The following is a 25,962-nucleotide window of genomic DNA, read 5'->3' as shown; positions in this document are numbered from 1 at the left end:
CGGCGCCCAGAAAATCTTTGAGTGCGTCCCACCAAGAGTACCCCATCTACTTCAGGTTCTCATCGACAGACCCAGACTACATAGCCATAGGCATGTGAGCCGCGAGTTCTAGATCATCACTGGACGCAGCAACCCCAAGCGTTTTGCCGCATGCAACTGAAATTCGTTCCATCAAATCCCAAGTTGGTCCTTGGATTCCGACTCCCGATTCGATTTCGCTAACACGAGCTTGGCTTACGTCCAGCTTTTCTGCCAATTGAAACTGTGAGAGTCCGGCATGCTTGCGCATGGCTCGAACTAACTCACCAGCACGCATCGCCGCACTCGATAGCTTCTTTTCAGTTGCAAGGCCTGGATCAGCATGTTCGATTTTTTCCACAAGGTCGGCGAGCGGGCGACCGCGCCCCTTGCTGCTGACCTCAGCAACGGCTTGCGGTCTACGTTCGTGGCTTTTTTTGACTTTGAGTTTGACCATTGCAGCCTCCACTCTTCATTCAAACCAAACTGAAGCTCGCGCATTCAGTATTCCGGTCTTCAATGCACTATAGTCGTTGCCATTCCAGGAGGACCCTCCAGCATACATCGGCACCCCATGCTCAGCCGCGAGCATCAGCGTCACAGACACCTCGCCATCATCATCGATTTCGACAGCGAAGATCGCAAACTTGTTCGCTCCGACCGCTTGGAACATCTCAATGCCCCTATACGTATAGAAGGGCGACAAATCTCTGGCGTCCACCAGTCCGCTGTGAATTTTCTGGAGGTACAGCAGGACCTCGCAGGCGAAATCATGCCCAAGCTGCTCCAACTCATCAGCCGCATCTCCCAAGTGGAGATTTTCGAACGAAACAAGCATATAAGGAATTCCTTATATTTGTCAAGCCATCAGCACCCCAATGGGCATGAGATGGAGAAAGGAACCAGAAAACACACCCCCCAACAGGGCGCAACTACACGGCGCTTCAGGTGTGTGATACCCGGTTGGGATGTACCATCAATCTCTGTGATAAGGGCTAGTTTGAGTCGCATGAAGCGGCCCAGGCTACGAGTTCCCGCGCAAACTCGGCAGACTCGTTGAACGGGCCCCTCAAATTGAGGGATCTCTTGACAGACTTATGCGCGACCATCCGGAAAGCGTCACCTGAAGAGACGCGAAACCGAGACCTGAAACTCGATACGAAAAAGCCGCCGCCTGCTACCGGCGACGGCCACAATGCCGCATCGCAGCAATTAGCCCTGCGAGCCGACGATCTTGTTTCCAGACAAGACGAAGGTTTTGGCGTTCACGTCGGTGTCCCGCAATCCCTTCTTCTTGGCCCGCACCAGGGTGGAGTGTTCGGACGGCAAACCGGAGTCGCCGGAATCCGCGGCATACTTCCGAGCAACTTTACTCCATTCCTGAGCCACTCGGTCTGGCTTGGGGGGCGGAGCATTGGAATCAAGCCCTTTTGGGGGTGAATCCAATGGTTCCCAATCTTCGAGCGGGCCACTGAAAAGGTCTGATTTTCCCGCCATGATGTCACCTTTGCGAAACGGGGTTCGTTGCCATCATATATTCGTTCACCAGCCTAGTCCAAGACAGGTAAATTGTCTCAGAATCTTGTTTTCGATCGCAATTTCCTCGATTTTCGTTCGTCCGTGAGGCATGCCTTTTATGTAATCGATTTTGGCTTGAAAGAGCGCTTCTGCGGGCCGCTTTCCCGCGTTAACGTGCTTCCAGAACGCTGAATGCATGGGGGCGCCGAAGAAGTTGAGGTCCCCGTCCATTGGCGAGTAGTGCGCGCCGGTACACCCCACGAAAGCATTGGCCCCCGCCGCGAGGAAAGAGAGCGCGACGGACTGGGCCGGGGTGACCACTTGGATCGGATCGCCGGCCCTATATACCGCTGCCCGCGTGCGTACGGTCAATGCCCCCCAGCAGCATCCGGCGAATACGATGGCTCCGCAGGGGTTAGGAACGTTGTTGACCGTCATCGCCTCAAGCATGTCGCCTTGCGTCTCCCCCCAAAAACGCGAGGTGTCGGTGTCTGAGCCGTGAAGCATGAGGTAGATGAGCTTTGCCGATAGATTACCCGGGATTGCTGTCGAATGTACTTGTTCGGATGTAAGCATCTGTTCGGCGCCCAGAACGCCTGAATAGATTTGGTCAGCAAACGGGCGCACGAAATTCCGCAAGCCGAAGCGATTCGCTGGCGGCGATGCGCCGGGTTTGAACGCTGCCTCTACAACGCGGGCCGTGTGACCGTCCGGGATTCTGGAGACCGGCACGTCAGCCAAATGGTCACCATCCAGGTCTCCGTAGCTCTGGTCACTCCAGACAATGAAATTATCAGGATCGTTGCGAGCGCTTGGTCCGATACTGCCGCGCAAGCTTGGAGGGAGCGTGTCGTATCGCTCGGATGGAACGACGTCATAGCCTCCGACGATAACGACCCCCTTCACAGAGGCATTGCGACCTTCCCGCTGGATCGCAGCGAACGCATCGGATTCCTGTGCCAAGTCCACCATCGGCTGCGCCGGGGCGATCGCACTCAGGATTCCAGCTGCCTCCGCCTTGCCGATGTTCTCACTCAGACGCTCTGAATTTGTTACGAACAGAAGCGGCGGCAGGTTGGGAGGAATCTTTTTTTTTCCAGAGTCGTGTTGTCCCGCACCTGGTGCGGCGCCTAAATCGGCTGGGTCGATCTCAACCGTGATCGTCACCTTTGTCTTAGTGTGCGGGATCCTTGCGATGACTTCCACTTCCTCACCCGCGATCCGGCGCACGGCGGCCTCGCCGCGTTTCGCGGGGGGTTGAGCAGGTTCGGAAAGGACGGGCTTGGCAGGTGCCGGGGGTTGAGGCCCCGCCGGCTCTTCATTTTGCTGCTGCTCCGTTGGGACGACATCCCTTGCATTTGGAGCCGGATCGTCGAGGTCGCCTTCGGAAATGCCGACGTTAAGTTTGGTGCGCACGAAGGAAACAGTTATGATCCCGTTTTTGTCAGTTCTTGCCCAGTGATACTTATCGCTGATGCTTTCGAGCAGCTTCAGCACGCCGGGGTCGGGGTGGCCAGGATCTCCCCTGCCCGTCGAAATTCCGAAGGCTTGGGCCTCTTCAAAAGCTTTCAGGACCTGCTCGTCAAAGCCATTATATGACGCGTGATGCGGCAACTTGACGAACTGGTATGGTCCCCCCTTCTTGATCTCCTCGACCATGGAGGCCATTTCTTCGTCGAGTCCGGGGACCTCAGGCACTGCGAGCTGCATGTCGCCGGTGAGCAGGATCCTCTGCCCGGTCTTGCCGAGACTGAGGACGATGCTCTGATCGTTTAAGGCAGCGCCTGGGCCCACTCTGTCCAAATACTCCTGGATGTCGTCGACGGCAGCGTCGGCTTCCTTCGCGCCGGAGCCGAAGAGCAATTTCTTGTAAATATCCGCAGCCTGCAGGGCGGCGTCGGCATGTCTCAAAGCGTCGCTCGCATGTCGGGCTTTGTTTTTCAACCTCCTGAGCTCGTCTCTGCAAATCTTGAGGTGATCGGCACTCGGCCCGAGAATTTTCAAATTGAAATCCGCGAAGTCTTTCTCGATCTGAGTCACCTTGGCGGATGGGCCGGTGTAGCGTACGATCTTTGTCCGATCGGTCTTCAGTTTCGTGAGCATCGCCGAATAGTTCGCCGAAAGGTTCGCGGCATCTGTGAGGAATTGGTCCAATGCTGGACCGTCCAGTTCGGGTTGGGGCTCCTCAACGATTGCAGCCACGACCTTTGCCGTTTCGGCATCCATCGGGGCATCCTCGCCGTCGGTTGGAAAACCGAGGTTCTCATCGGCCACTAGGGCTTGCTCGAAGGTGACTGTTCCGTCCTGTACTAATTTCGGCAGGCATCCGATGTGGTCTGAATGGCAGTGAGTGACGATCAGCAGGTCGACATTGAACGGAGGCTTACCGAGCACTTTAGAAATCTGATCCGGGATCGACGGAGTATCTCCGCTCGATTTCCAATCTCCCGGATGCGCTCCGTCTATGAGAATGCTTCGATCGCCCTCTACGGCAAGAATGCAGTCTCCATAGATTTTCGAACCCATATCCAGCAGGTACAGCTTCATCAAATGCTCCCCTCGCAACCACTAAGATGTTGAGGCGGCCAGTGCCTCGGCAATCTGCAAATACTTCCAGCTTCAATCTCGATACAATGTTGCTCAAGACAGTTTCGTGACGCGTGTGTCTCCCCCGCTCACTGTCTAGCCTACATCCGCCTAGCAAGCTCATCACGGGAGGGACGATAAGTCAGCACGTTTGCGAGCCGGCGGCCATGGTTGTATCGTAATACAACTGCTACTTACTTCAAGTCATTGTTGCATTTCGTTCGTCAATTCGCGGCAAGTGCCGGCTTATAGCGGCTTTGCAGATCGCCAGCGTTCGTGTTTCGCCACGGGGCCAATTACAACAATTTCAAAGCGCGCCGCTACGTTGGTAGCGATAACGGAGGCGATGCGCTTGCCGGCACTTGGACTGCGTTACAATGGATGGTGACGAAAAACGGCGTCGACACCACTGATCGAGTGTATTTCATCGCAAACGAACGCGTGCACGAGGAAGATCCTCCTGGATACAGCTGGGAACGACGCATCCTCATCCTGATGTACTTATGCCCCCTCTTGTGCGGCCAAACCTCACCTCATCGTCGGCGAAGTGAAGGCCAGCCATCAATTCTGGTAGGCGTCTCACCACCGGTTTTGGCGCTACAATCCGCAGCCCGTGAGCTTGACGACACTCCCGGGATGGCGAGGTGGCAGCTTTCTTAGGCAAGGCAGGCCACCAAAGTTAGCGGCGCGTGGCAGGGACAGCGCTCTTCAGGGCCGACAAAGCGCCGAGTCACGTTGCCGCTAACTCCCTTTTGGTCCGAGTGGAGGTGACCGTACACGGCACAAGCGTTCGCCCGCCGAGCTGAGGCGCTCAGAGCGGATCTTGCGCGCTGACCAGATCGCCTTTCGGGGCCTCACGACGGCCGACGCAACCGCCTGTTGCGATTGCTCCAAGGACGCGGTCGACACATGGGTCAAGAAGGACGCGATGCGAGGCCGCGATACGCGGCACTCAGAGCTTGGATCGCAATGCGATTGATTGGTATCTGGACCGGGCGTCTAATCTGCTTACCAGGGAGACCGCGTCGAACGACCCTGACACAGCGCTGGCAGAGTGGCGGACTGAACTGCGGGCCGGTGATCGTCAGGGACACTCGACGAGGAGCGAGAGAACATTGTCCGGTTGAATGTCGTCTGCCGTCGTCTTGATGTACTTGTGCCCGTTGTGCGTGGCGCACACCACATCAACCCTGCGGCCGTTTTCTTCGACATAAAACTCCCATTCGTTGCTCTCGATATCTTTGATAGCCTGATCGATGGATCGCTTCCAGGGCGTTCCGTCGGGGTTTAGTCCGCCGACATGTGTGATCCTTTCGTGAGGATTGTCTCTGCCCGTCTTGTTGGTGCAACGAATGCGTGCGCGTTTGGCCATCTAGTTTCTCCTACATCTGCAGGCAGCTTAGACGAGGATAGTTGATCAGGGCGGCCACCAAGCCTGGTAGGCGCCCCGGAGCCCTTCTCCGCGATAGAACGTGGCGGCACTCCACACCTTCTTGCCAAGATGGAGCTCGCGAGGAAGGCTCCGAAGTCAAATGGACCGGCCGAACAGGAGCTGCCTCATCAAACCGAGCTGGTTGGCTGCGGCAGCGCCTCCGCAACCGGTGATTTCACGTTTGCGCGCCTGGGTCTCCTCAGCAATTTTTTTCGAGCGGCGGAGCTCTCGTCGCGAAACGGCTTTCGATCGGACGCAGATACGCCCTCGCCGCGCGCGGGAATTTTCGTCGGTCTGAAACACCGAAAGCCTGGTGGGCGGCAGCGTACTTTCCAAGGTGCAAACGCGCCTTGGAAGCGATGGGCGAAGCTCCACGAGCGATGTTTAGGTACCCCCGCAGAGCAATGAGAAATACTTCTGCGGCGGTTTGGGAGCCTCATAGTTCGAGGCCGTGCTCTGCGAGCACACGGTGCATGACCTCGCGTTTGATCTCGCCAGCGATCTCGTTTCGGACTTGGGCTCCGAGCACCCGCTCGGCATCCGGATCGCCTAATAGACCATGCTCCGCCAGTCGCCGATCCAAGCGGGTTTGAAACTCCTCGCCCATGGCTTCGATGAGCCGGTCTTGCATCGGTTCGTATTCGTCAGGAGCGACGCGCCTCAGCACTGTTTCCCAGGGTTGCCAACAGCTCGCCATGTAATGGGTGAACTGGCTTGCTTCCCGCTCCCGGACCAGGTCGAGCGCCTCCGTCGCATCATCCTCGCTTACGTGAGAGACCGCCAGGAAGCGCATGTCAGGTGCGAGATGACCGAGCGCCAGCGGCTCGCGCAGCCGATGTTGATAGGCCAGGTAGACTTCGATGTCGTCTACCGTCGGGTTGCCGCCGTTGGCCAGCGAGTTGACCCTGTCGCGCGCGATCTCGTCCAGCGCCTCCAGGCGGAACGCAACGCGACCGCGCTGGATCAGTTCACCAAGACGGTCGTCGTACGCCCCGTTCTCGACCTCAGCATTAAGGCGCGCGGTCTGCATACCGTTCCAGTGCAGAGTAACACGATCCTCGCAGCTCACGTTGGCCTCGGAAGCCTGTGTGAAAAACTGCTCGCGCAACCTCGGATTGGTCGCCGCCTGCCGCAGATCATCAGCCACGGCCTGCCGAAACTCCTGATTGCCGTAGTTCACGGTGCCTCGTAGCCTCTCCAGGAATTGTGCGTAGTCTTGGGCGCCTGGCTCATCCGCAAAGTGCTGCCACTGGGCCAGTGCCGCCGGATGGTCCCCCAGCCAGTGCGCGGCAGCCTCGTACAGAGGCCGCTGCTCAAGATGCGGTGCCGCGAGGTGAGCGCGGACCTGGTCCGGGAATGGGTTATCGCTGAACTCAAGGTTCTCCAAATGAGGATAGCCAAAACTCCTCGATAAGAGATCCTCCGGCAGGCTGGTCAGCCGGTTACCGCTGAGATTGAGCGATTGAAGCCAGTTCGGGAGGGGCTGCGGAACGTTGGTCAATTGATTGCTGCTGACATCGAGTTCAATGAGACCCCATGGGAGGGACTCGGGGAGGTCGGTCAGCTGATTGCCACTGACCGCAAGCGAGGTGAGCCCGGTCGGGAGAGCGCCCGGCAGGCTGGTTAGCCGGTTGTCGTTTGCGTTCAGGATCTGGAGCCCGGCCGGAAGGTTTGCCGGCAGAGTGGTCAAGCTGTTGTCAGCGACCTCCAGCTCAGAAAGGGTCGCCGGAAGGTCGTCAGGCAAACTGGTCAATCGATTGTGGCTAATGAGAAGATGCTGAAGACTAGGTGGGAACATAGCAGGCAGTCTGCTTAGCTCGTTGTGCCTAGCGCGCAGGTCCAGCAACCTTGGCGGGAGGGCGGCGGGCAGAGCGGTCAGCGAGAGCGAGGACAAGTCCAGCGAGTGCGAGCCTGCGCTATCCGAATTCCTGATTCGTCTGAGCCCTTGTCGCCTATTCTCGGATTCGCCCTGCCCCTCTTCGGCAACCCAATTGTCCAAAATCTGGGCGCGCGCGGCGGCTGGAGTCCGATACCCGGTCAAGGTCTCGACCAAATTCGCAAGCGCAGAATTGAAGCCGCCGAGGTAGCTTTCCTGGTTCGCGTCTTCAGAAGGCGCCGAGGAAGAACCTGCACTCCACTGTGGCTGTCCCGTGTTCATCAATTTCTCCATTGTCAGAACAAGAATACGCCCGCTTCTCAAGCTGGCGAAATAGGTGGTTGCGCAACGCAATGATCATTCGACTGCCCGTGCTCGTGCTCTGTGGCTCCCGCCCAACTTAAGTCGGTACAGCTTCACATGAGCCCCGAGAGCGCGGCAAATGGATCGATACTACTGCGAGCTTGCTGCCTTTCGTTGGACAGATAAGTCCGGTAGGGCAGCCCAACGGGGTAACGTAACGTTGCGCCGTTAGCAGGCCTACCTGTCGATCAGCTGACGAGTGTCGCTGCAGAACCTCAGGGCTGCTCAGTTTGCTCCTGATGAGCGTAGCAATCCAGCTTGCGGGTGAACCGATCAAGCTTCGCAAAGACCAGCCGGCACTGACTGCCTAGGGCATCTGAGAGGCGCGCGGTGAACTTGGCCGTTCGGACCGCCTGCCGGCCTTCGTGTCCAGCTACTAGACCGAAAAGGCTCCGCTGGCTCTGTTGAGATAAAGCACTATCGCGGCTCTGGGGGCTCTGGGGCTCTATACTGAAGCCGCTGTCGCCTTGGTATCCGCACAAACGTGTTGACTGGAAATAACTACCCCGGGGGGAGATCGCGTCACTGTTCCAAAATCGTTGTACCGACAGTCATGCCGGTTTTGATGCCATCGCTGCCACCTTAGGTGATCGTCTTTCAGCTTATCGAAAGCTAAGTGTCTTGCGTTCTAGAGCATGTCACGACGGGCTGACTCTACTCCAGTTTCGTAAGGAGGGTGAGGTGACCCCTTTTGACGCAGGACAGATTCAGCGCGGCGGTGGCATCCCTTCTGCATCTTCCGAACATGAGGGCAGGAAAACGGAGTGGCGGCGCAGTGGAACGCGGTGACAGGCCAAGCAGCAAACTCCGAAAGATTCGGCCCACGCAGCGGACGATTAAGGCGAGCTGCTTGAGAATTTGGCTGCTGAACCGGAGGTAGGCCCGCTCGAGGATCGAAAGAATCGGTGCGCCGAGTGAACGCTATCGGTGAGGCCATTACACTGGATCTTGAATCGCTCTCCTTACAGGCCCGCCTAGATTCCGAGCGCTATCGTCGTGCTCGATGTGCCCTTCAATCGGTTGACCACTCTGCCCGATAGCCTCCCTGCTTCGCTCCGGCGTCTTGACGTTAGGGGTAATCAGCTCACCAGCCTGCCCGCACTTCCGAACGCTCGCGCTCAGCTGCGGCTCCGGACCAAGGTCCGTGCCATTGAACCAGAGAAGATCAAGCTGAAATAAGGCAACTGTCCTGGTCACCGCGATCTGCCAGCATCTCGGAAACGCTAGCCCGTCACGGGTGACAACGATCTCGCCGTCCACCATCGCCTGACCGAGAATCCGAATTTTTCCGGGAATGGCCGAAAACCTTGTATTGAGTTCAGGCGGTTGCGTGTGCCGGCTTTACGATCGTCGTCGTCGATATGAAGCTGGAATCGGCACCGTCCTATTTGATGTGGTGAATCGATTGCGCTCCCGAAAGGTGCCTTTTCAAGGGGCGCCACTGCGATGGTGGTGAAGCCCGGGATTCGAAACCGGACCGGCGAGCCGACCGGGTAGGCTTCGCCAGCAACTCGCAAAAATACGCGTCGCTAGTCTTGGGGCCAATGAACGTCCAGGATCGGGCGGAGTCGAGCGCCCGCAATCGGCAGGCTCTAAGCAGCGAAAATGTGCGGGTGGCCCAAGCCTCGTTAACGTGTGTGAATCCGCGTTTAGCGGGCGTCAGATAGGATAATCTGGATATCAAAATCAGTTGGGGGACTGCTGCTGGCGCTTTTGCGCGGTGAGGCCGCCACAGCTTCGCGGCATACCTAGACTCTCGGGAATGACCGAGGTCGGCCGGCGGGCAGCGGTAAAGCTCACGGCTGAGATCGTTGAAATTGATTGACTGTCTTTGTTCGGGCGAGATCGCCGCCCCGTTTAAGACTGATGAGTGAGGTTAACCACGCGCGTGTTTGTCGGGGCATGAAAGGTCCGATATTTGCAAATGAGCAGAGGACCAGAATGCTGAATAGAAATCCGGGACTTTACCCCCTGAATGCAGGCGAGCATCGTTGAATGGAAATTAGCTAGCTCCTATTGGACTTCTGGGAGTTGCCACCATCGTAATGATCGCCTGGCCTGCAGGGATAGTTTAGGCGAGTTGGAGTTTAATCACGTGGATTTTACAGTAAGCACCAAGAGGCCGGAGGAGGATTTCGCAGGCCTTTCCGACCATTTCATTATTCGAATGTATGAGTTCATTCGTGATCAGGTGGCGGCGGACGCACAAGCGGGCACACGGCTTGTTGGAATTCCGGCGAGGCATCGCGCCGACAGTCTGCTTGCTGAGATCAACCGGAGGGGACTTTATTGTAGGCCTATCGATTGGCCACCCTTGGAGGTGAAAGGCGAGCCGAGCTGATGGCGACCTGAACGCATTCCAGCAGATTCGTTTTGTTTCGATCGAAACCGCCGGAGCCATCAGAGGCACACACAATAACAGATGTCGCCTCACCAACGTTCGGAGCTGCCGCGAACGTTTTGCCGCCCCATTTAGCTTTGACTTCGACCTGACGAAAAGCGGCAACTTCCCGTTCCGCAGGTGCGCCCTTTTCAACCAAAGTGGCGCTTTGCACGAGGCGGATTACCTATTGTCCGGCAGCTGCTGATCTGAGGCTGCTGTTGGGCTCTTGTGCGTCAGTCGCGCCGCCCAAGAGCTCGGCGTGGAAAATACATCCGATCAAAATAAAGGGACATCATGCACTCGAGAAGGGTTCAGGAGCGTCAAAGCTTTGCTAAGCCCCCGCAGGGGTGGCCAGGACTCTCTGCACTTCCAGCTTCAGACGGTTGCTATCCTCAGCCATGGACCTGGCAGCGGCAAGCACCTGCGTTGACGCGGTGCTCGTCTGGTCCGCGCCTCGATTGACTTCGGCGATTTTTGTAGCGACCTGGGTCGCGCCAATTGCCGCCAGCTGCACATTCCGAGCAATCTGCCGGTTTGCAGCGCCTTGCCAGGCACCTCCTACGATCCTGGCTGCCGTGCCAGCGCAAGCATCGACCTACAGCGGATCATTTAAGACTTGCTGGGTAGGCTGGTGAGCAGGGCGCTTCGTCAGCGGCGGGCGGACGCTGTGACTTGCGTTGATCCGTGAACGAGCGGGCCCGAATGCCTTTCAAATCGAGACGATGCGCTTTCTGTGTCGCTACGCAAGACGGACGACATTCCAAGGTTCGAAAGACAATTCAGAAGACGTCGCTCGCCTTCCTCGTTGCGCAGATTACGGCCGAGCAGTGCCTTCGCTTGGCTTTTGATAGTACTCACCTCGTGCCATTCAAGACCTCCATGTGCAGAACCCGACAGCAAATTTCGATTGTGTCGATCTGAAATCTCAAAGAGATGATGGCCTGAATCAACTTCGCGAGTCCTGGCATATCAATTGCTAGGAAGTGCCCGCTACATCATGCCACTAAACGCACAGGCCGAGTCAGGCTCGACTTGCCGTCCAAAGCAACTCTCTAGCATAGAAGCGGCTCTGTTAACTGCCGCTCCGCCAATGGAGCCAGGTCATGTTAATCGACACATCCGAAATCTTCGAATCCATTCGCATCAGTAAGCAGGCAGCGCAGGAGCGCCAGCCCGTAACGCTATGCGAATGGCCTGGCTGCCAGAAGAAGGCGACCCATCCCGCGCCCAAGGGCCGCGCCAATGCGCGCGCCTATTGGCATTTCTGCATCGACCATGTTCGCCAATACAATCAGTCCTACAATTTTTTCTCGGGAATGGACGCGGAAGCGATCGCGCGCTACGAGCAGGACGCGCTGACTGGCCATCGTCCGACCTGGAAGATGGGCGAGAGCATCAGCGCTACCCGCAGCGCGGCCGATTTCGAGGAGGACTGGCACGCCCTCTGCACGCACCTCGAACTGAACGGACGCGCCGGTGCCCGCCACCGCGCGAAGGCTAGGCCTGAGGCGCGCAAGATTTTCAATGCCCAGGGCAAAGCGTTGCAGGTGATGGGCCTGAATGCCAATGCGACGCTCGGCGAGGTCAAGGCGAAGTACAAGGTGTTGGTCAAGCAGCACCATCCCGATGCCAATGGCGGCGACCGCTCCACGGAGGATCGCCTGGTTGAGATCATCAAGGCCTACCAGTATCTGAAGACCGTGGTGCGCTAGAGCTAGCCCCAACATCTCAGCGGGCCTCAACGGCGCCCGGAAGTGGAGGACGGAACCATCCAGAGCTCTTGCTCTGCCTAGGTGGGCAGTTTGACTTCCCTCGCTAACGCTTCTCGAGCGACCCGTGGTGGACAATCGACACGATGACCGTTTCGTCTCGTTCCGCGCAGTCAGGAAGAAGAGCCGGAAAAAGGGATGCGGCAAAATTTTGGGCGCGTGCCGGCTGCATCGGCCCAGCGGTGAGTTCGTAGAAATGCCAAACGGCTCCTTCCACTCCCGACGGCTGAGTCGCCACTACCACCCGTCCTACCTTCGAAGCTCCAACAGGAGTTGCGCACGATCGGTCCTCTCTTGTTCGAGAGGCAACACGAAAGTACAATCCTTTCCGGGGACACTCGTTGGCTGTATGGAAGGGTTTCGGCGCAGAAGCGACCCTTCCAGGCCTATTCGCTCGGTGGCGCCGGATCAACGATCGATCACGAGAGCCCGATACATCGCGGGGTTCGCGGCCGATTCCGACATAGCTAGGGGCTGTAGCGCCCCGCGCCGTCCACCTATTTCAAGGGCTCTGCCGATCGCCGCGAGGCAAGGCAGGTATCGTGAACTTGATAGCGCTCCATACCATGCATCGCGTTCATCAAGCACTCCACTATTGCGCGCAGTTGCGCGTCTCCCTGTTCGTGAGCGCCCCTCTGCAAATATGGTGCCCAGCGCGATGTCGGTGACAGCCCGCGCCGCCGTGATATCCGCACTCATACATCATTCGTCCGACGATCGCCGTGGTCTCGTCACTCTTGCTTTGTCTTCCATCGATATTCCCTTTGGCAGCCAATCTGTGGCGCCTCCGAAGAACACGCTCAGCGACCATCTCGCAGCCTCGTCATCCGTCAGTTGATGGGAGTGAGGCTCGCGCGCCGAGGGATTGGCCCCGACCCCGGAGGATCTATATTCAGCATAATAGCTTGTCCTTAACGTGTTGGTCTTGCCGGGGGTCCATTCGCGCCACCCTTCGGCGATCACGGAGGTATCTATCTTCGCTGCCAGGAAGACCACGGTGGCGTAGGGGCGCCAAGGGCGGCCAAGTGCGATATAGCCCGCAGCAGGGTCGGCAGTTAGCCTGCAATGATCAAAAACATAGCCGCTGTCCTCATCCGGCGCTGCCTTGCTCTGAGCGGTATAGATGACCGCTTGATTTGCAATGCCGTGCAACTCACATTGCCGGAACCAGGCCTTGGCGTTGCCAAATATGAAATCGACATGCCCTTCGATGTAGCAGTTCGAGAAGTATTGTCGTGACATTCTGCCGTTTGGTCCCTTGCCGGCGAACAGCGTGTCCTGGGCACCGAGCAGGCGGACGCGCGTAACGACGTCCCTGTCTCCGGTAACGGACAGCGCTACCGCCTGCGAGGGGGGATTGTCTGGATTGACGGCGTAGTCGTTTTGAATGGTGAGATTCTCGAGCCGCAAGTCGTCGCCAGCAGCATCCAGCGTCGCCGAACGAGCGGTTCCCCCTACATTGATCGCGCCGTCGCCATACACAATGACAGTATCCTCCGGCTTCCTGCCCGTGCCTTCGATGTGAACACCGGATTTGGAGATTTTGACCTTCTCGCGATAGACGCCCGGCGCGATCCGGATATTTCCGCCTTCCGCCGGCAACGCGTCGATAGCTTGCTGCACGGAGCGATAGTCTGCATTTCCGGCACGCGACACCAATAGTGGCTCAGCGCAGGCTGCCGGAATGCAGAAACATCCCGCCAGAAGCGCAGCGGTAGGCAGGAAAATTCGCATGTGATCTCACCTTGAGTCCGCGGCGCGCCGACGCGGTCGATGTGAGATACCGCCGCTGGGTAGCCGCCGTGCACGATCAAACTCATTTCGCTCCCCAGCCCAGAATTTCCCACGTGACTTTTAGCCCGGCCGATGCGGAACTCACCAGCCAGATTCGGCGGCGGGTGTCGTACTTAGCCATGGGCGTCGCGGAATGCTCTGGCACACGCCTCCGATCCGCGCAGCGGTTCTGTGGCTGGTCCCAACAGCGGCGGCGATACGTCAGAGGGACTTGCGGTCACCTTCGCGTGTTCGAGTTGCCAAGTCGCCGAATTGGAAAATCGGACATCCTCGAGTGCAACGTCGAGGGCATGCCGCTCGTCTACACCGCGCATCAGCAGCACACCATTGTCACCACGCACATGGCGCAGAACGATCTGCCGATAGACCGGAATCCTCGTGCCTTGTGCGCGCGGATCATATTTTGCATCGAACGCGACCGGCCACCGGTTGCCCTTCAGGCACACATTCTCGTAAGTCACGCGCTCGACCAGACCGCCTCGACTGACATCGCTCTTGATGCGCAGGCCAGACGTCGTACCGTCCAGCGTCAGATTACGCACCAGTATGTCGCTAACTCCGGAATTCACCTCGCTGCCGATAGACATGCCGTGTCCCCAGCCGAAGTAATTATCAAGGATCGAGATATGGCTGCTTGAGCCATTGTCGCCGGCCTTGATTGCAACGTTGTCGTCTCCCGTGCGGATGAAGCTGTGGGTGATGGTCACATCCTGGCTCGCGCCGGGGTCGATGCCGTCGGTATTGCGTGCATCCGCCGGTGAATCGATCGTGAGGCCCCAGAAAGTGGCACCTTCGACCCGGTTCATCGCGACATGGAAATTGGGGGCATTGCGCAAGGTGATACCAGAGAACGTGATGTCCTGCGCATGATCGATCTGGATCAAGCGCGGGGCGTTCTGGCTGCCGCCCTCAGCTTGCGCGCGGCGAGCCAGCTGCCACCAGGTTTCGGCCCCGCCGCCCATAATTGCGCCGCCCTGACCATCAATGACGCCCTCCCCGTAAATGCCGCCGCCACGGGTTTTGGAAAAGCTGATGAATGGCCGGCAACCATCGCCCTTACCCACGATGCGACCACATTGTCCCCGGCCCTTGTCGTAAGCAGCTGGTTCCGGGATGGCGATCAGCGCCGCACCGCGTCCGATCCATAAGGTCACGCCCGATTTCATCTCGAGTGGACCTGAGTGAAACTCGCCGCGCCCCAGATAAACTGCAGCGCCAGCTGGGCAATGTTCAATGGCGTCCTGTAGGCTGACTGTATCGTTCTTGCCGGAAGGCAGAGGGCGATCGCAGACCGTATTCGGTGCAACAGGCTGGACGATAGTCCGGCGGTCTTGCGCTTTTGCGGCGGGGCAGACAGCGATAGAGGCGAGTACGGACAATAGGACCCAGTTGCGAAAACGCTTTATCATCGACCTGCTCGTGCTTTGTCACGGCGCATCCTTGCCGCATGCCTTGTCTGCCATTGAGCGCTGGCTCGATCGAGCCGCCGCGCACGTCACTGGCCCGCGCAAGATGACATTTATAAGACGCAGCAGAAGCCTGGACCTTGCGATCGCGCAATAGCACCTTGTCTATGCGCGAGAACGACAAAGCCTTGTGCGATAGCCCAAAGTCCAAACAGCTTCTCAACGTTCTCACACGATGAAGTGGTTAACTGGCCCCGGTTTTCGGCATCTACAACGGCACGTGAATTGGTTCCGTCGCACCAACGTTCGATCGAAGACCCGCACTAAAACAAATGACAGGAGCTCCTACGGCCAGTGACACCGAAGCTGCCGTTCAGCCAAGAAGGCGCAGCGAAAAATCTGTAACTACACGTGGTTGGACGAACGTGGAGGAATCGGCTTTCACGGCGGCACGATCGGAATCGAGCGCCCGCGTGATTGACATAGACTATCGATGGACGCTGGCACCAAGCGCCGTCGAAGGCGATCCGCTGCGTTCGATTGAGCCCGGCTACTTAGCCGATTTCCAGGTCCACAAGGCCAGAAGAACTTCATCTGCTCGACATTATAGGCGATCTGATCTTCGACATGGGAACGGTTGATCATCCCGCCTTCAGGATCACCCCGTTAAGTTCGTAATCGGGCAAGCTTTCCAGAACCTGACGAGGCATCGGCCGGCACCGGATCGCATTCGCCCCGGGAACGCTCTTCCTGGCATCTTCGGAATCGGGGCCTAGTCAGCCAGATCTTGTCATCATCATATGCCGGATGAGGCATGATCGGCTAGCGCGGTCAGCGCCAACCGGGCTCGCGTTCAATGCCCCAGGGCCATAGCGGACCATCGTGATCATGGACCCCGCTTCGCGCCCGTTCTTCAGACAGGCGTACCGGTAATCTGAACGCTGGAAGACGGACAAACGCCCGAACTGGCCCTGGGTCAAGGTGGAGAGCTCTTTGAAGACTGCGATCCAGAAGATCTGCATGAGCAGCCCCAAAACGGGGGCGCTTGCAACACGCGGCGATACGGCCCTTTTGTGGTGCTACTGCCCCCCCGCCAACGCGCCGCGATCAACCGAAAACGCTGTCTCGTCAGGCCGGACCCATTTGTGCAGTTCGCCGGCGGGGTTCGCACCATCATGTGTATCGATATCGTCGGCGTTAGCGTCAGCGGTCCCATGATCGAGGCCAAAACGCCACGTCAGCATCCTGCTCAACAGGATCATCGAGGCCTCGGTATTTGCGCAGAATTGTTTCCCGCAGAGTTGCTATGGCATTCACCGATCGACGATGACACCGCCCGGCGCTCAAGCCTCCGTTCCAGATCCGCCAATCCTGCCTTACATTCGGCGACAACCGATTGGGCGCGAAGCAGCTTAACCTTGAGCTCGTCCTGTTGCCTGATTATTTTCTCAGGATCCCAATCATCCTGCATCGGCTCATTGACCATCTACAAATTACCTGTTGGAGGCCACCGCTTAGCTTCACGAATTCAGGCCCGGCACCTCGCAGATACGCGCGCCTGGGACACCGACCAAAGTGATGCAAACCATTGTCCTCACGTATAACACCTTCACCCTGGTTTGCACCGTGTTCTTGAGGAGCGCCATTGGTCGCGAGCCCGTTACAAGACAATCGGATTCTGCCCGGAAAACCGACGTGCCAACCGCGGAGTTCGCGACCGCAGTTGCGCGGCTGGGAAAGCGCATCAGAAGACCTCTGCAATCGATCAGCGGGCAAGTTTCATCTGGAAACTTAGATCGGTTGCCAGACGAGCATTATCGTCACAGATCGTTTCGTCACATCTTCAAGCAACCGGCATGCCAATGCCGCTTGAGCGTTTTTCTGAAGCAACAATGTCGGTTCGCCCGCAGCACGTAGTTGCAGGCGGTGCTGTTGTCGCGCTTGAAACAAACGACGTCTTGAACGAGACAACCAAAGCCGCAATCATGACGGGCCATAGCAACGCTAACGATGGCAGCGGCAATATAGAGAGACGATTTTGCGGACCTCGCCCAGAATGCTCTCACCATCTCTGAGCGGTGCGTTGAGTGTGAGAAGATGTTATTGCTGTCCTGGCGCCGATGATGCGAACGCAACCGGAGCGACAAGATCATGTCAGCGAGGGAAACGATAGCGAACGCGCGCAGTCCCGGGCAGCGTGTCCATGAGGAGGACAGCAAAAAGGCGCCCGCATCGCGGCCTCGTCGGCTGGCGAAATGGGAGTGGCGGTCAACTAGCCGATGACCTCGCCGCAACTGCAACACTCCCCACAGCGCCAGCATGGTCTCCCTGCTATCGGACTTACGCCCCTCGAGCGCCATTCCGATCGTATCCGGGGCCGCGCGACTTCGATCTGGCCGACCAGTTCACCAAGAGCCATACAGCGGGTCGGACGGGGCCTGGCGAGTTCCCTCGCCTCGACGGGCGAAGCGGCTGCGGCGGCGCATATCAAATCCACACCCGAACCCACGCGATGGGGATCACCGTAGGCGTCCATCTGCTAGCGCCGCCACGGCGGCCTTCAGCGTCGCCGCGTCGACTTCTTCGGCGCCTCCGAGAAACCACATTCTCAACCACAGATCTTTAACGTAGGTGCGCATGCCATAGTACGTCGGAGAGGTGTCGGTCACTGTCAGGCCCCTTTATCCTGCTAGAGGAGCCAGCCTTGCGTGCGTCCAGGCATTTCACGTTCTGGATGCGAGTGGGCGACCTCGCATTTAGATCGGTAATGCGTTCGAGCTTTTTCGCCAGGACGTCGACGACGGATACTTTGGGAGGGCGAAGCTCATGTTCGCGCCAATACCGGATTAAGTAATCAGGCTTGGAGGAAAACGTTTGCGGCATCTGATTGGAGGGTTAGCTCGGCGTTACTATAGGTCTCGGTGGTCGGGCGGCCACGATCCCAGATCGCCCGTCTCGCCTTCTCGCGATTGCGGAGACTTTCCACCTTTCCAAATCGGTAGCTGGATGTCGGCTCGACCGTGGCAATTTCGGTCGCTCCGTGGAGCTCGATCTCTCGATCCCCCCAGCAGGAATACGCGCAGCCTGATGTACCCGTCACGAAGGTGTTCGATTGGGACAAATGGCAGGACGGCTTCGATGCCATTGGCGCATCGATCAGCCGCCGTCCCCGCGAGGAGTTTCGCAAGTCAAGCGGGACGTGCTCGAAACTTCAAATACTACCGCCTCCCGGTCGTCCCCCTCGACCGATCCACGTCCAAGGAGGCCGTTTGCGTCGTCTTTGAAAAGGTAAACACGGGCGGAATGCCTCTCGACGGGTTTGAGCTCGTCACCACCATTTATGCGGCGGATAGGCATGAGCTTCGCAAGGACTGGTACGGCGACGGGGATTACCCGGCGCCATTTCCGAGGAGGGAGTGGATGTGGAAGGCGACGAGGAAGACGGCGAGGCCGAGTACAGATTGCCGCCGAATAGTTGGGCAGGGCAAGCAACCTAGCCCTGCTCCGCCGCAAAGCGCCGTTCCTGGTTGGAGATAAATCCAAGGAGCACGGATATTCGCGCGCACAACATGGTCTCTAGCCGGAAAAGCGGGAGCCTTGACCTCTCGGCGAGATACTAGACCTTTCGCTTGTTGCGGTCCCGATCATCCTCGTTCTTCCCGCCAAACAGGAATTCCGCGATTGCATCAGCACCTTCAAGTATGTCGCTGGATAACGAACTTGACGTCCTCGCCAAGATTGCGGCCGAGGAACGCGCGTCGATAATCGATCGCGCTGCCGCCGGCGAGAACGTCAGCCACTTGCGTCCCACGTCCGCGGAGCCCGAAGCCGGTTATCCCTAGCGTCTCCGCGCAGAAAAGCGGCGCGGGGCGTCACATCGACGCCGCTGATCGTCATCGTTGCAATGGTAGGAGGTCCTCAGCAGTTTGCCGGGGAGCAAAATGGTTACGGCATGTCGCAATACGGTCATGGCTCTCACTTTCATAGTAGTCGCCAGCATCAATATCTTGTGGGACATGAACAGCTATGTCGCCTGCGGGCTTGCGCTGGGCGCTTCGGTCGCCGCGGGTTTCTGCTTTGAGCGCGCCTCGGTCAAGTGGTCCCATCGTGAGATGGTCCGTCTCCACGGCGCGGACTGGAGTTCGCCGAAAGACCAACAGCCCCGGACATAATGGCGGGATGCCCTCAAGCGGCGTTGGCGCCCGCAGCGATCTGTTTGACCTTGGCCAACGTCCTTTCGAATTCCGATTGAAGATATCGCTCGTGTGCGAGGTCCGTTGGCTCCGTCAGAAATGCGACCTTCACAAGAAGGCGGTTCAACAGAGACGCAAATTGAAGATTGTCTGAGTATTGCGATCGCAGCGCTGTGAGTTGCCGACGCATCTCGACCAGATCAAGCCTGTCATGGTCCGGCTGCTCTTCCAACTGAAACGGCCCGTGATCAAACGAAGCGTCGCGCCGAATATATTGGCGCGACGACTTCACCTTGGGTGGACCCGGACGGGGCAATGTCCGGTGCCCGAAAGTTAGCAGCTGGAGGTACGGCTGCAATCGAAGCCGAGAGTTAAGCTTGATGTAGCGGGATCGGGTTAAATCTGGAACTGTAGCTATCGCGATAGTCTTGCGGCGGGCTCGTCGGCGGTTTCCGCTCCCCTCCGCCTCCATTGGAAAAGCCTCGACATCCGCCGCTGGGCGATTACCCTCGAAAGTTGTACGGAGGCGATTTCGGTCTGATCCACTAAACGGAGTGCCAGAGATGCCCCGTAAACGCGGTTCTAACTTTCTGACTGGCGGAACAGCATTAGCGCTTCTGACTTTGGGAATAGTCATTTTTGCTTCTGGCGCTGTCGACATCAGATCCAATCGCGTCATCGTTAACGGCGGTGCGTGCGTACTTTTTGGATTGGTTCTTTTGTGGTGGACCTTTGGTGAAGGCCGCGACTGGGGGATTGGCTTCGAAACCGTCACTATGACAGTCGCAGTCGTGACGGCGGTGATCGCAATTTTGGCGCTAAACGTCGCCCCGTGACCGGCGGCGACCGACCGGCACTTCGCATTAGCGACAATTGCAGTGGCAGAAATTTCCGAGATTTCCGATGACGCGACCTGCTGGGCGAGTACGTCCGACATGCGTTTATGGATTTCGAGGGCCCGCACGCGGCTATCGCGGCAACCCATTCCAGATTGGACTGACGAATGGTCGGGACATGAAGAAAGCTGTCCAGCGCGTGATAGGCGTTTCGCAGGCAGCTAATCAGCATTTTGCGATCCTCGCCGAGTGGACCATGTACCCGCTTCTTCCGTCGCAGTTGCCTGCCGCTGCGCACGAAGCGTGTAGCTGTCCGCCGAATTCGGGTCGGATTGCAAGCAGCTCTCTCAGGACTTTGTCAGGTTGCCAGGTTTCCATCGCGCGGCGGCACCTCCGCAAAATATCGTTGAAGAACGCTGTATCCTCGCATCCCAATCCGTTCCTTAGCTCCAATCTTCTTGGACTTGCTTGCCTTCTTTGCCGAAGCTCGGATTTTGCGCTTTTCAATCAGCGATTTATGTCGCGTCCGTAGCGCACTACGTAGTCGCCTCGAAAGGCTCTTGAGCTTGCTTTTTTTCGTATTGATCGGGGTCAACTTTGGATGAGAAATCCTCGGCTTTCGTCGCGACATGCGGCTATCGCAAGGGCGATGGGGCAGCTGCGCCTTCGGGCGCTGGATCCCCTCGCTTCAGGCGCTCTAGGTAGCTGCGTGCGCGCGAAGTCATCGCCTCGACCACCGTGTCGAGGACGGGATCGCCGCCGGCGGGCATCGCTTCGACCTCGGCCTTTGCCGCCATTGCATGGTGCGTCACGGCCTGAGCAATCTCGGAGACGCGCCTGATCGTCTGCGCCGGAGAGAGCTTGCACTCGATGGCGAAGCGCTCCCAATGGTTGCGTCCGAGCTGGTCAGCCTGCTTCTGGCCGCCGATCTTCTGCGCCATGTTGCGGGTGATATTCGGATAGGGCGCAGCACACACGATGTCGTAGCCTGGCGCCATGGCGGCGCCGCGCGACGATAGCATCAGCGAGTAATTTTTGGCGTGGGAATCCGTGTTCCACACCATCGGATTGAAAATGGCAAGATCGACGAAGCGGGCGGTCTCCTGTGCTGTCATGTGGCGCTGGGTCACACCGACCATGTCGGCCAATGATGGTCCTTTTAGCCCATTATCGTTGTTCTGGTACTTGGCAACTGGCGGTCGACCCAGGGCTTGGCAGAAGTCCTCCTGATGCAGCCGCCGCCACCTCTTGCCGTCATGACGGCGATCATAGCGCTCAACCAGCAGGTAGCTGCGTTCGCCTGCCGTTCCCGTCGTCACCTTCGGCGTCGGGATTCCGATCATGCGCGCGAGCGTCAGGCAGAAGGCCTCGTTCTGGACGGCCCCGGGCAAGCGCTCGCCATCGGGTTTGATGATGTGGGTCGATGGCGCGCCGCCGATCGGTATGTACAGGGTGTCGCCATCCACAGCGACAGCGAGCTTCGTCTGCACGCCCGCAAGCGACATCGACACGCCATCTTCGCCGATGAGGAAGGGCTTGTGGGGTAGTTCACTGAGGATGCGCTCGAGCGAGGCCTTGTCGGGGATCTCTCGCCATTTGCCTGCGATCAGCCCGGTGCCAGGTTGTCCGATGGAGAGCGCGCCGGCGGTGTCGCGGCCCATTTCGGCAAGAAGACCGATGACATCGGCCGGCGACTTGCCGAGCACATGACCTACGGTCCCGAGAGTTGCGTTCTCCGGCAGGAGATTTGCCGCCCATGACAGAATTGCCGAGGCATCGTGCGACGCCCGCGACAGCGGCATGGTGAGCGACACAGGGAAGGCGCCGGTCAGCTCGCGCCAGGATTCGGCATAGGTGAAGTCTGACCTGTCGTCGACGGCCGTGATCCAGCCGACCTCTCGCGTCTCAAAGTAGACCGGAAGACGGTCCATCAGGCTCCTCCTCGTCGCTGTCGGGAATGTCTGGTGCATGGGAAGTGTTGGCGCGGCGGGCTTGGACATCCGTCAGAACATCCTCGATGCGCAGCCCCAAGACGTTTGCCACATGCAGGCTGCGCCCGAGCTGACAGGTGCTTTTTCCTGCCTCGAGGTCGACGATGAAGCGCTTTCCTGTCCCGCTCACCATGGCCAGCTCGTCCTGCCGGAGCCCCTGTCGTTTGCGTTCTTCCTGGATGAGGCGACCGAATGCTGCAGCGAACTCGGCGGCTTGGCACGCGACACCGGTTTCGCCAGGAGCCTCGTTTCCACCCGAGGGGGGAGTGCTCTTTGTAGGCGCATTCATAACTCTCTCCTCGTAAAGTTACCGAACGGGAACTCTAGGGGTTGAAACAGCAGATGTCCACAGAAAAGTTACCGAACGGGAACTTTCAGTGAGTTCCAAGGGAGAGATAGCAAAAAGTTACCGATCGGGAACATTTTCATCAACGCGAGGCTCAGCGCCCGAGAAAGTTACCGATCGGGAATTCTGCCGCTTAGCAAACAGAACATCCAATCCCCGCCAATCCCTCGAGCGAAGCACGTCCCAGCGTAGAGGCGGTCCCGGTCGGCGCTACCGGCCTCACAACGATCTCGGCGATCTTGTGCGGCTCACGAACCGGCAGCGGACGGCGAAATAGGCGATGATCTCGGTGCCGCGAAACCGCGTCAAGACATGAGGTGCTAGGTGATCGGGCGTGCCTATGATTGCCAGCCGCACGTCCTGTTCGTGTCGACAGGCGGGATGCTTCGAAGTCAGGCCAGTCCCAGATTAATGGAGAAGCTATGACCTCACGCGCCAAGTGATCCAGTAACGGAATGCCGATGTTGCGATCTGAAATCAAACGGAAGTGGCTTTGCGCAGGCCGCTCGTCCGTGTCTTCAACGAGGAGCACGGCAGCAAACGAAAACCGGATCGGCAGGGTGACACCCTTCTCGTGCCAGCGCACGTTCGAGGCCGCGCGGCAGGTCGGCGGTTAGTGGTCTGAACAACTGCGTTGAGGATAATAGTAGCCCACGCGGCAAGACCAAATGCAGCAATTGGCGAATGCCACGGTCACCTGAAATGATGACCGAGATCATCTTCGCAACCGGCCTGCACCAATTCCGGCGTGGAGCGTCTCCCCGGGCATCGAGAGCCAAAGGCGTAGGCCGTGGGCGCGAACGGGATGCAAATCAGGCGCATTTCCCATGCCTCCGGCTCTGCGCGACTAATTCGGCGCGACCGTGACCTCAATGCCGAACATAGGGTCAAATCCGACCCACGGTCATGAGGCCGGTGAGAACCACAAGACACTCGAACAGGAAGTAACTACCAAATATCAGTTCTGCGTCTTGCACTGTGTCGATGTCTCGCGCCACGGCTTTTCGGGTGAAGCATCCCCCGGTGAGCATTCCGATCGGACGCAGATCGCCTGGTTGGGTGGGCGTCAGGTAGCGCGCGATCAACTGGGTGGCGGTGCGTTCCGCGAACTCTCGATACTTGGCGCCACCAGTGGAGCCGAGTGCGGACGCAAGCCGCAAGGATGCTGCTGCCGCGATAGCAGTGGCCGCGGTGTCCCTGCTGGTCCTCGGAATGGCAGGATCATCAAAGTCCCAGTACGCAACCAAGTCCGCAGGGACGTGGTCGATCCACCAGTCGAGCACGCGCACCGCATAGTCGCGCCACAAGGGCTCTTTGGGGCGAACCATGGCCGCATGAGCGGTATAGAGCATCGCCCAGCCTTGTGCACGTCCCCAGGTGCTCACATCGCTGTATCCTTTATGCGTGTGTGTTCTCAGCACCTTACCGGTTTGCGGGTCGAGTGTGGATGACTGGATCACCGAGTTATCGGCCCGCACATGGATTTCCAATACCCTGCGCATGTGGGAGTTAGCGACATCCTCCAGGTACGAGTCACCCAGCTGGTCCGCGGCCCAATAAAGCAGGCTGGTGGCTTGGAGGGAGTCGATACTGCTTTCGGCTGCACCGACAGCATTCGCCTCCTCGGCATCCTGGCCTAGCGGGATTAAGCCCAACTTCGGGTCAAACATCTGCCCCAGCGACCTGGCTGCCGTGAGCGCAGCGTCGCGTGCCATTTCATCCCCGAAGAGGATGCTTCCGAGCGCCGCACCGTGATAGAAGCCAAATCCCTTAAATGCCGTCCGGAGTTGGGCTCGAGGCAGCATCCGGACGAGCCCAGCATGCGCATCAGATATCGGGAAGCGTTGCGGATCAGCGAGATGGGCAAGCCAGAGTTCGCCGACGAAGGCTCCGCCGGTCCAATCACCATCGGGCGTGAACGTCCAGTTTCCATCCTCGATGCGAGCCCAATGTGGCAGGCCAGCTGCGCAAGCATCCCGCGTTTGCGCAATGCGCATAAGCATGCGCTCGCGCGCATCGAGGAAGTCGTTGCTCGACATGTTTTCTCCCAAGAAAAATGTGAGGCCCCAACGGAGCCCGAAACGTGAAGCGAGAAGCCTTGAATCTAGTCGCCGATGTAGACGTGACCGCGCTTCTTTGCGACATGATAAACGACCACGCTCAGCACCGCGATCACAGATCCATAGACTGGAAACATCCAGGCCATCTGCGCATGCTGCAACCACACGAGCAGATAGGGTGACGTGCCGCCAAACAGTGATACTCCGAGCGCATAACCGACAGCGATACCCGTCGTACGCACCGCGCGCGGCATCAGGGTGGTTGCGATGAAGTTGTAGAGAGCCATGTTGAAGCCGACGATCGCACCTCCGAACACCATCACGAAGAAGAACGTTGAAATGCTCTTCTCGGAATAGACCAACGTGAGGAAGAAGCACGCGACGAGCAGCAGCCGCAGCAGCGTGAACGCGCGAGACGGTCGGACCTTGTCTGCGAAGGCGCCCACGAAGGGCGCTGTAACGATCCAGATCACGCCCATAAGGGTCGTAATCCCGTACACCCAGGTGCTGTTCTCCTTGAACACGCCGTTTGCCAGGTTGGGCAAACCAGCATTCCAGGCGTAGTTTGCGATCTGCACCGCTCCGACGACCAGGATGACGGCGAGCAGCGAAAGCCGTACGCTCCAGAGCGTCTTCCAAACGCCGGCCGTGGTCTCCTGAGTGCGCGACAGTTCGTCGCGATGCATGACGTGTTTGATCAAGGTCTCTGGCAGTTTGCTGCGCAAATAGATGATCAGCAGACCGAGCGCTCCGCCGACCGCAAAGGGCAGCCGCCAAGCCCATTCGTGCATGGTCTCGGGCGCGACCGAGGCACTCACGAGAAAGGCGACCAGGCTGGATGCGAAGACACCGAGCTGGATAAATGTGCCACTGATCAGACCAAGATATCGCCCTTCCTGGCGCGGCGGGGCGAGTTCGATCGCTATGGCGTTGGCGACACCTGCCTCAGCGCCAGTGGCGAGCCCTTGGATGAGCCGGACGAGCAGCAATATCACTGCCGCCCCAACGCCAAGCTCCTTGTAACCTGGCAAGACGGAAATCAGCAGCGAGCACAATGCCATCGCGGTGACGGAGATCATCATTACCCGCTTGTGGCTGATGCGATCGGCAATAGGACCGAGGATCGCTGCGCCTATTGGCCGCGCGAAGAAGCCCGCGCCGTACACCGCAAGTGCCGCGAGCAGGGATGTCGTCGGGTCAGTGGAAGGAAAGAAGAGTGGCGACAGAAAAGCAGCCATCATTCCGTAGACGGTCCAGTCGTACCACTCCAGAGCGACGCCACCGCCCAAGGCTATAGTCATGCTCTTCGTGGCGACTTGTTTTTCATGGGAGGCGGCTGGCGCCATGGTTTGCGGCGTGGCTGGAGCAATGGGTTCAATAATAGTCGTCAT

Annotated in this window: 14 protein-coding genes; 2 read left to right on the top strand and 12 right to left on the bottom strand. The window is 58.5% G+C overall.

Translation table 11 applies throughout. From position 1 onward, the window contains the following. Positions 1-76: 76 nt before the first annotated feature. From BM374_RS39225 to nopM, 6 genes are all read right to left on the bottom strand, one after another. Positions 77-475 (bottom strand): helix-turn-helix transcriptional regulator, encoded by a 399-nt coding sequence (locus tag BM374_RS39225; RefSeq protein ID WP_092302498.1) that lies wholly within the window; start codon positions 473-475, stop codon positions 77-79. 15 nt (positions 476-490) lie between these two features. Then, complete coding sequence (locus BM374_RS33095) at positions 491-856, bottom strand: hypothetical protein (protein WP_092302496.1); 366 nt, start codon at positions 854-856, stop codon at positions 491-493. Positions 857-1,230: 374 nt separating this feature from the next. Next, positions 1,231-1,515: a hypothetical protein gene (locus tag BM374_RS38175; RefSeq protein ID WP_143270311.1), complete on the bottom strand. Its 285-nt coding sequence runs from the start codon at positions 1,513-1,515 to the stop codon at positions 1,231-1,233. A 45-nt stretch (positions 1,516-1,560) separates the two neighbouring features. Beyond that, complete coding sequence (locus tag BM374_RS33090) at positions 1,561-4,083, bottom strand: MBL fold metallo-hydrolase (RefSeq protein WP_092302494.1); 2,523 nt, start codon at positions 4,081-4,083, stop codon at positions 1,561-1,563. 1,123 nt (positions 4,084-5,206) lie between these two features. Beyond that, complete coding sequence (locus tag BM374_RS33085; protein ID WP_092302492.1) at positions 5,207-5,494, bottom strand: DUF3892 domain-containing protein; 288 nt, start codon at positions 5,492-5,494, stop codon at positions 5,207-5,209. A gap of 496 nt (positions 5,495-5,990) precedes the next feature. Next, the gene (gene nopM, locus BM374_RS33080; protein WP_177248702.1) at positions 5,991-7,712 is read right to left on the bottom strand and encodes a T3SS effector NEL-type E3 ubiquitin ligase NopM; all 1,722 of its coding nucleotides are present in this window, start codon (positions 7,710-7,712) and stop codon (positions 5,991-5,993) included. Positions 7,713-11,279: 3,567 nt separating this feature from the next. Between nopM and BM374_RS33055 the strand changes: the two genes are divergently transcribed. Continuing rightward, the gene (locus BM374_RS33055; protein WP_092302481.1) at positions 11,280-11,888 is read left to right on the top strand and encodes a J domain-containing protein; all 609 of its coding nucleotides are present in this window, start codon (positions 11,280-11,282) and stop codon (positions 11,886-11,888) included. 759 nt (positions 11,889-12,647) lie between these two features. On the opposite strand, the gene BM374_RS33050 is transcribed toward BM374_RS33055, so the two are convergent. Continuing rightward, positions 12,648-13,679 carry a pectinesterase family protein gene (locus BM374_RS33050; RefSeq protein WP_244552779.1) on the bottom strand — a complete coding sequence of 344 codons (1,032 nt, stop codon included), beginning with the start codon at positions 13,677-13,679 and terminating at the stop codon, positions 12,648-12,650. Between the two features lie 173 nt (positions 13,680-13,852). Beyond that, a complete protein-coding gene (locus BM374_RS33045; RefSeq protein WP_092302479.1) occupies positions 13,853-15,148 on the bottom strand; it encodes a glycoside hydrolase family 28 protein in 1,296 nt (431 codons plus the stop codon). A gap of 4,753 nt (positions 15,149-19,901) precedes the next feature. Here BM374_RS33045 and BM374_RS33015 point away from each other — a divergent pair. Beyond that, on the top strand, positions 19,902-20,174 hold the full coding sequence (locus BM374_RS33015) for a hypothetical protein (protein ID WP_092302473.1): 273 nt from the start codon (positions 19,902-19,904) through the stop codon (positions 20,172-20,174). A 635-nt stretch (positions 20,175-20,809) separates the two neighbouring features. Here the strand turns inward: BM374_RS33015 and BM374_RS33010 are convergent. From BM374_RS33010 to BM374_RS32995, 4 genes are all read right to left on the bottom strand, one after another. Beyond that, positions 20,810-22,105: a type II toxin-antitoxin system HipA family toxin gene (locus tag BM374_RS33010; RefSeq protein ID WP_092302471.1), complete on the bottom strand. Its 1,296-nt coding sequence runs from the start codon at positions 22,103-22,105 to the stop codon at positions 20,810-20,812. Beyond that, a complete protein-coding gene (locus BM374_RS40345) occupies positions 22,080-22,454 on the bottom strand; it encodes a helix-turn-helix domain-containing protein (protein WP_092302469.1) in 375 nt (124 codons plus the stop codon). The genes BM374_RS33010 and BM374_RS40345 overlap by 26 nt, the downstream gene beginning before the upstream one ends. 944 nt (positions 22,455-23,398) lie before the next feature. Further along, positions 23,399-24,550: a glycoside hydrolase family 88 protein gene (locus BM374_RS33000; protein ID WP_092302467.1), complete on the bottom strand. Its 1,152-nt coding sequence runs from the start codon at positions 24,548-24,550 to the stop codon at positions 23,399-23,401. Positions 24,551-24,615: 65 nt separating this feature from the next. Then, positions 24,616-25,962 (bottom strand): MFS transporter, encoded by a 1,347-nt coding sequence (locus BM374_RS32995; protein WP_092302465.1) that lies wholly within the window; start codon positions 25,960-25,962, stop codon positions 24,616-24,618.

The sequence above is a fragment of the Bradyrhizobium sp. Ghvi genome (assembly GCF_900115265.1).
Taxonomy (GTDB): domain Bacteria; phylum Pseudomonadota; class Alphaproteobacteria; order Rhizobiales; family Xanthobacteraceae; genus Bradyrhizobium.
Note: the sequence above shows the minus strand (reverse complement) of the source record. Positions and strands in the feature narration are given on the sequence as shown.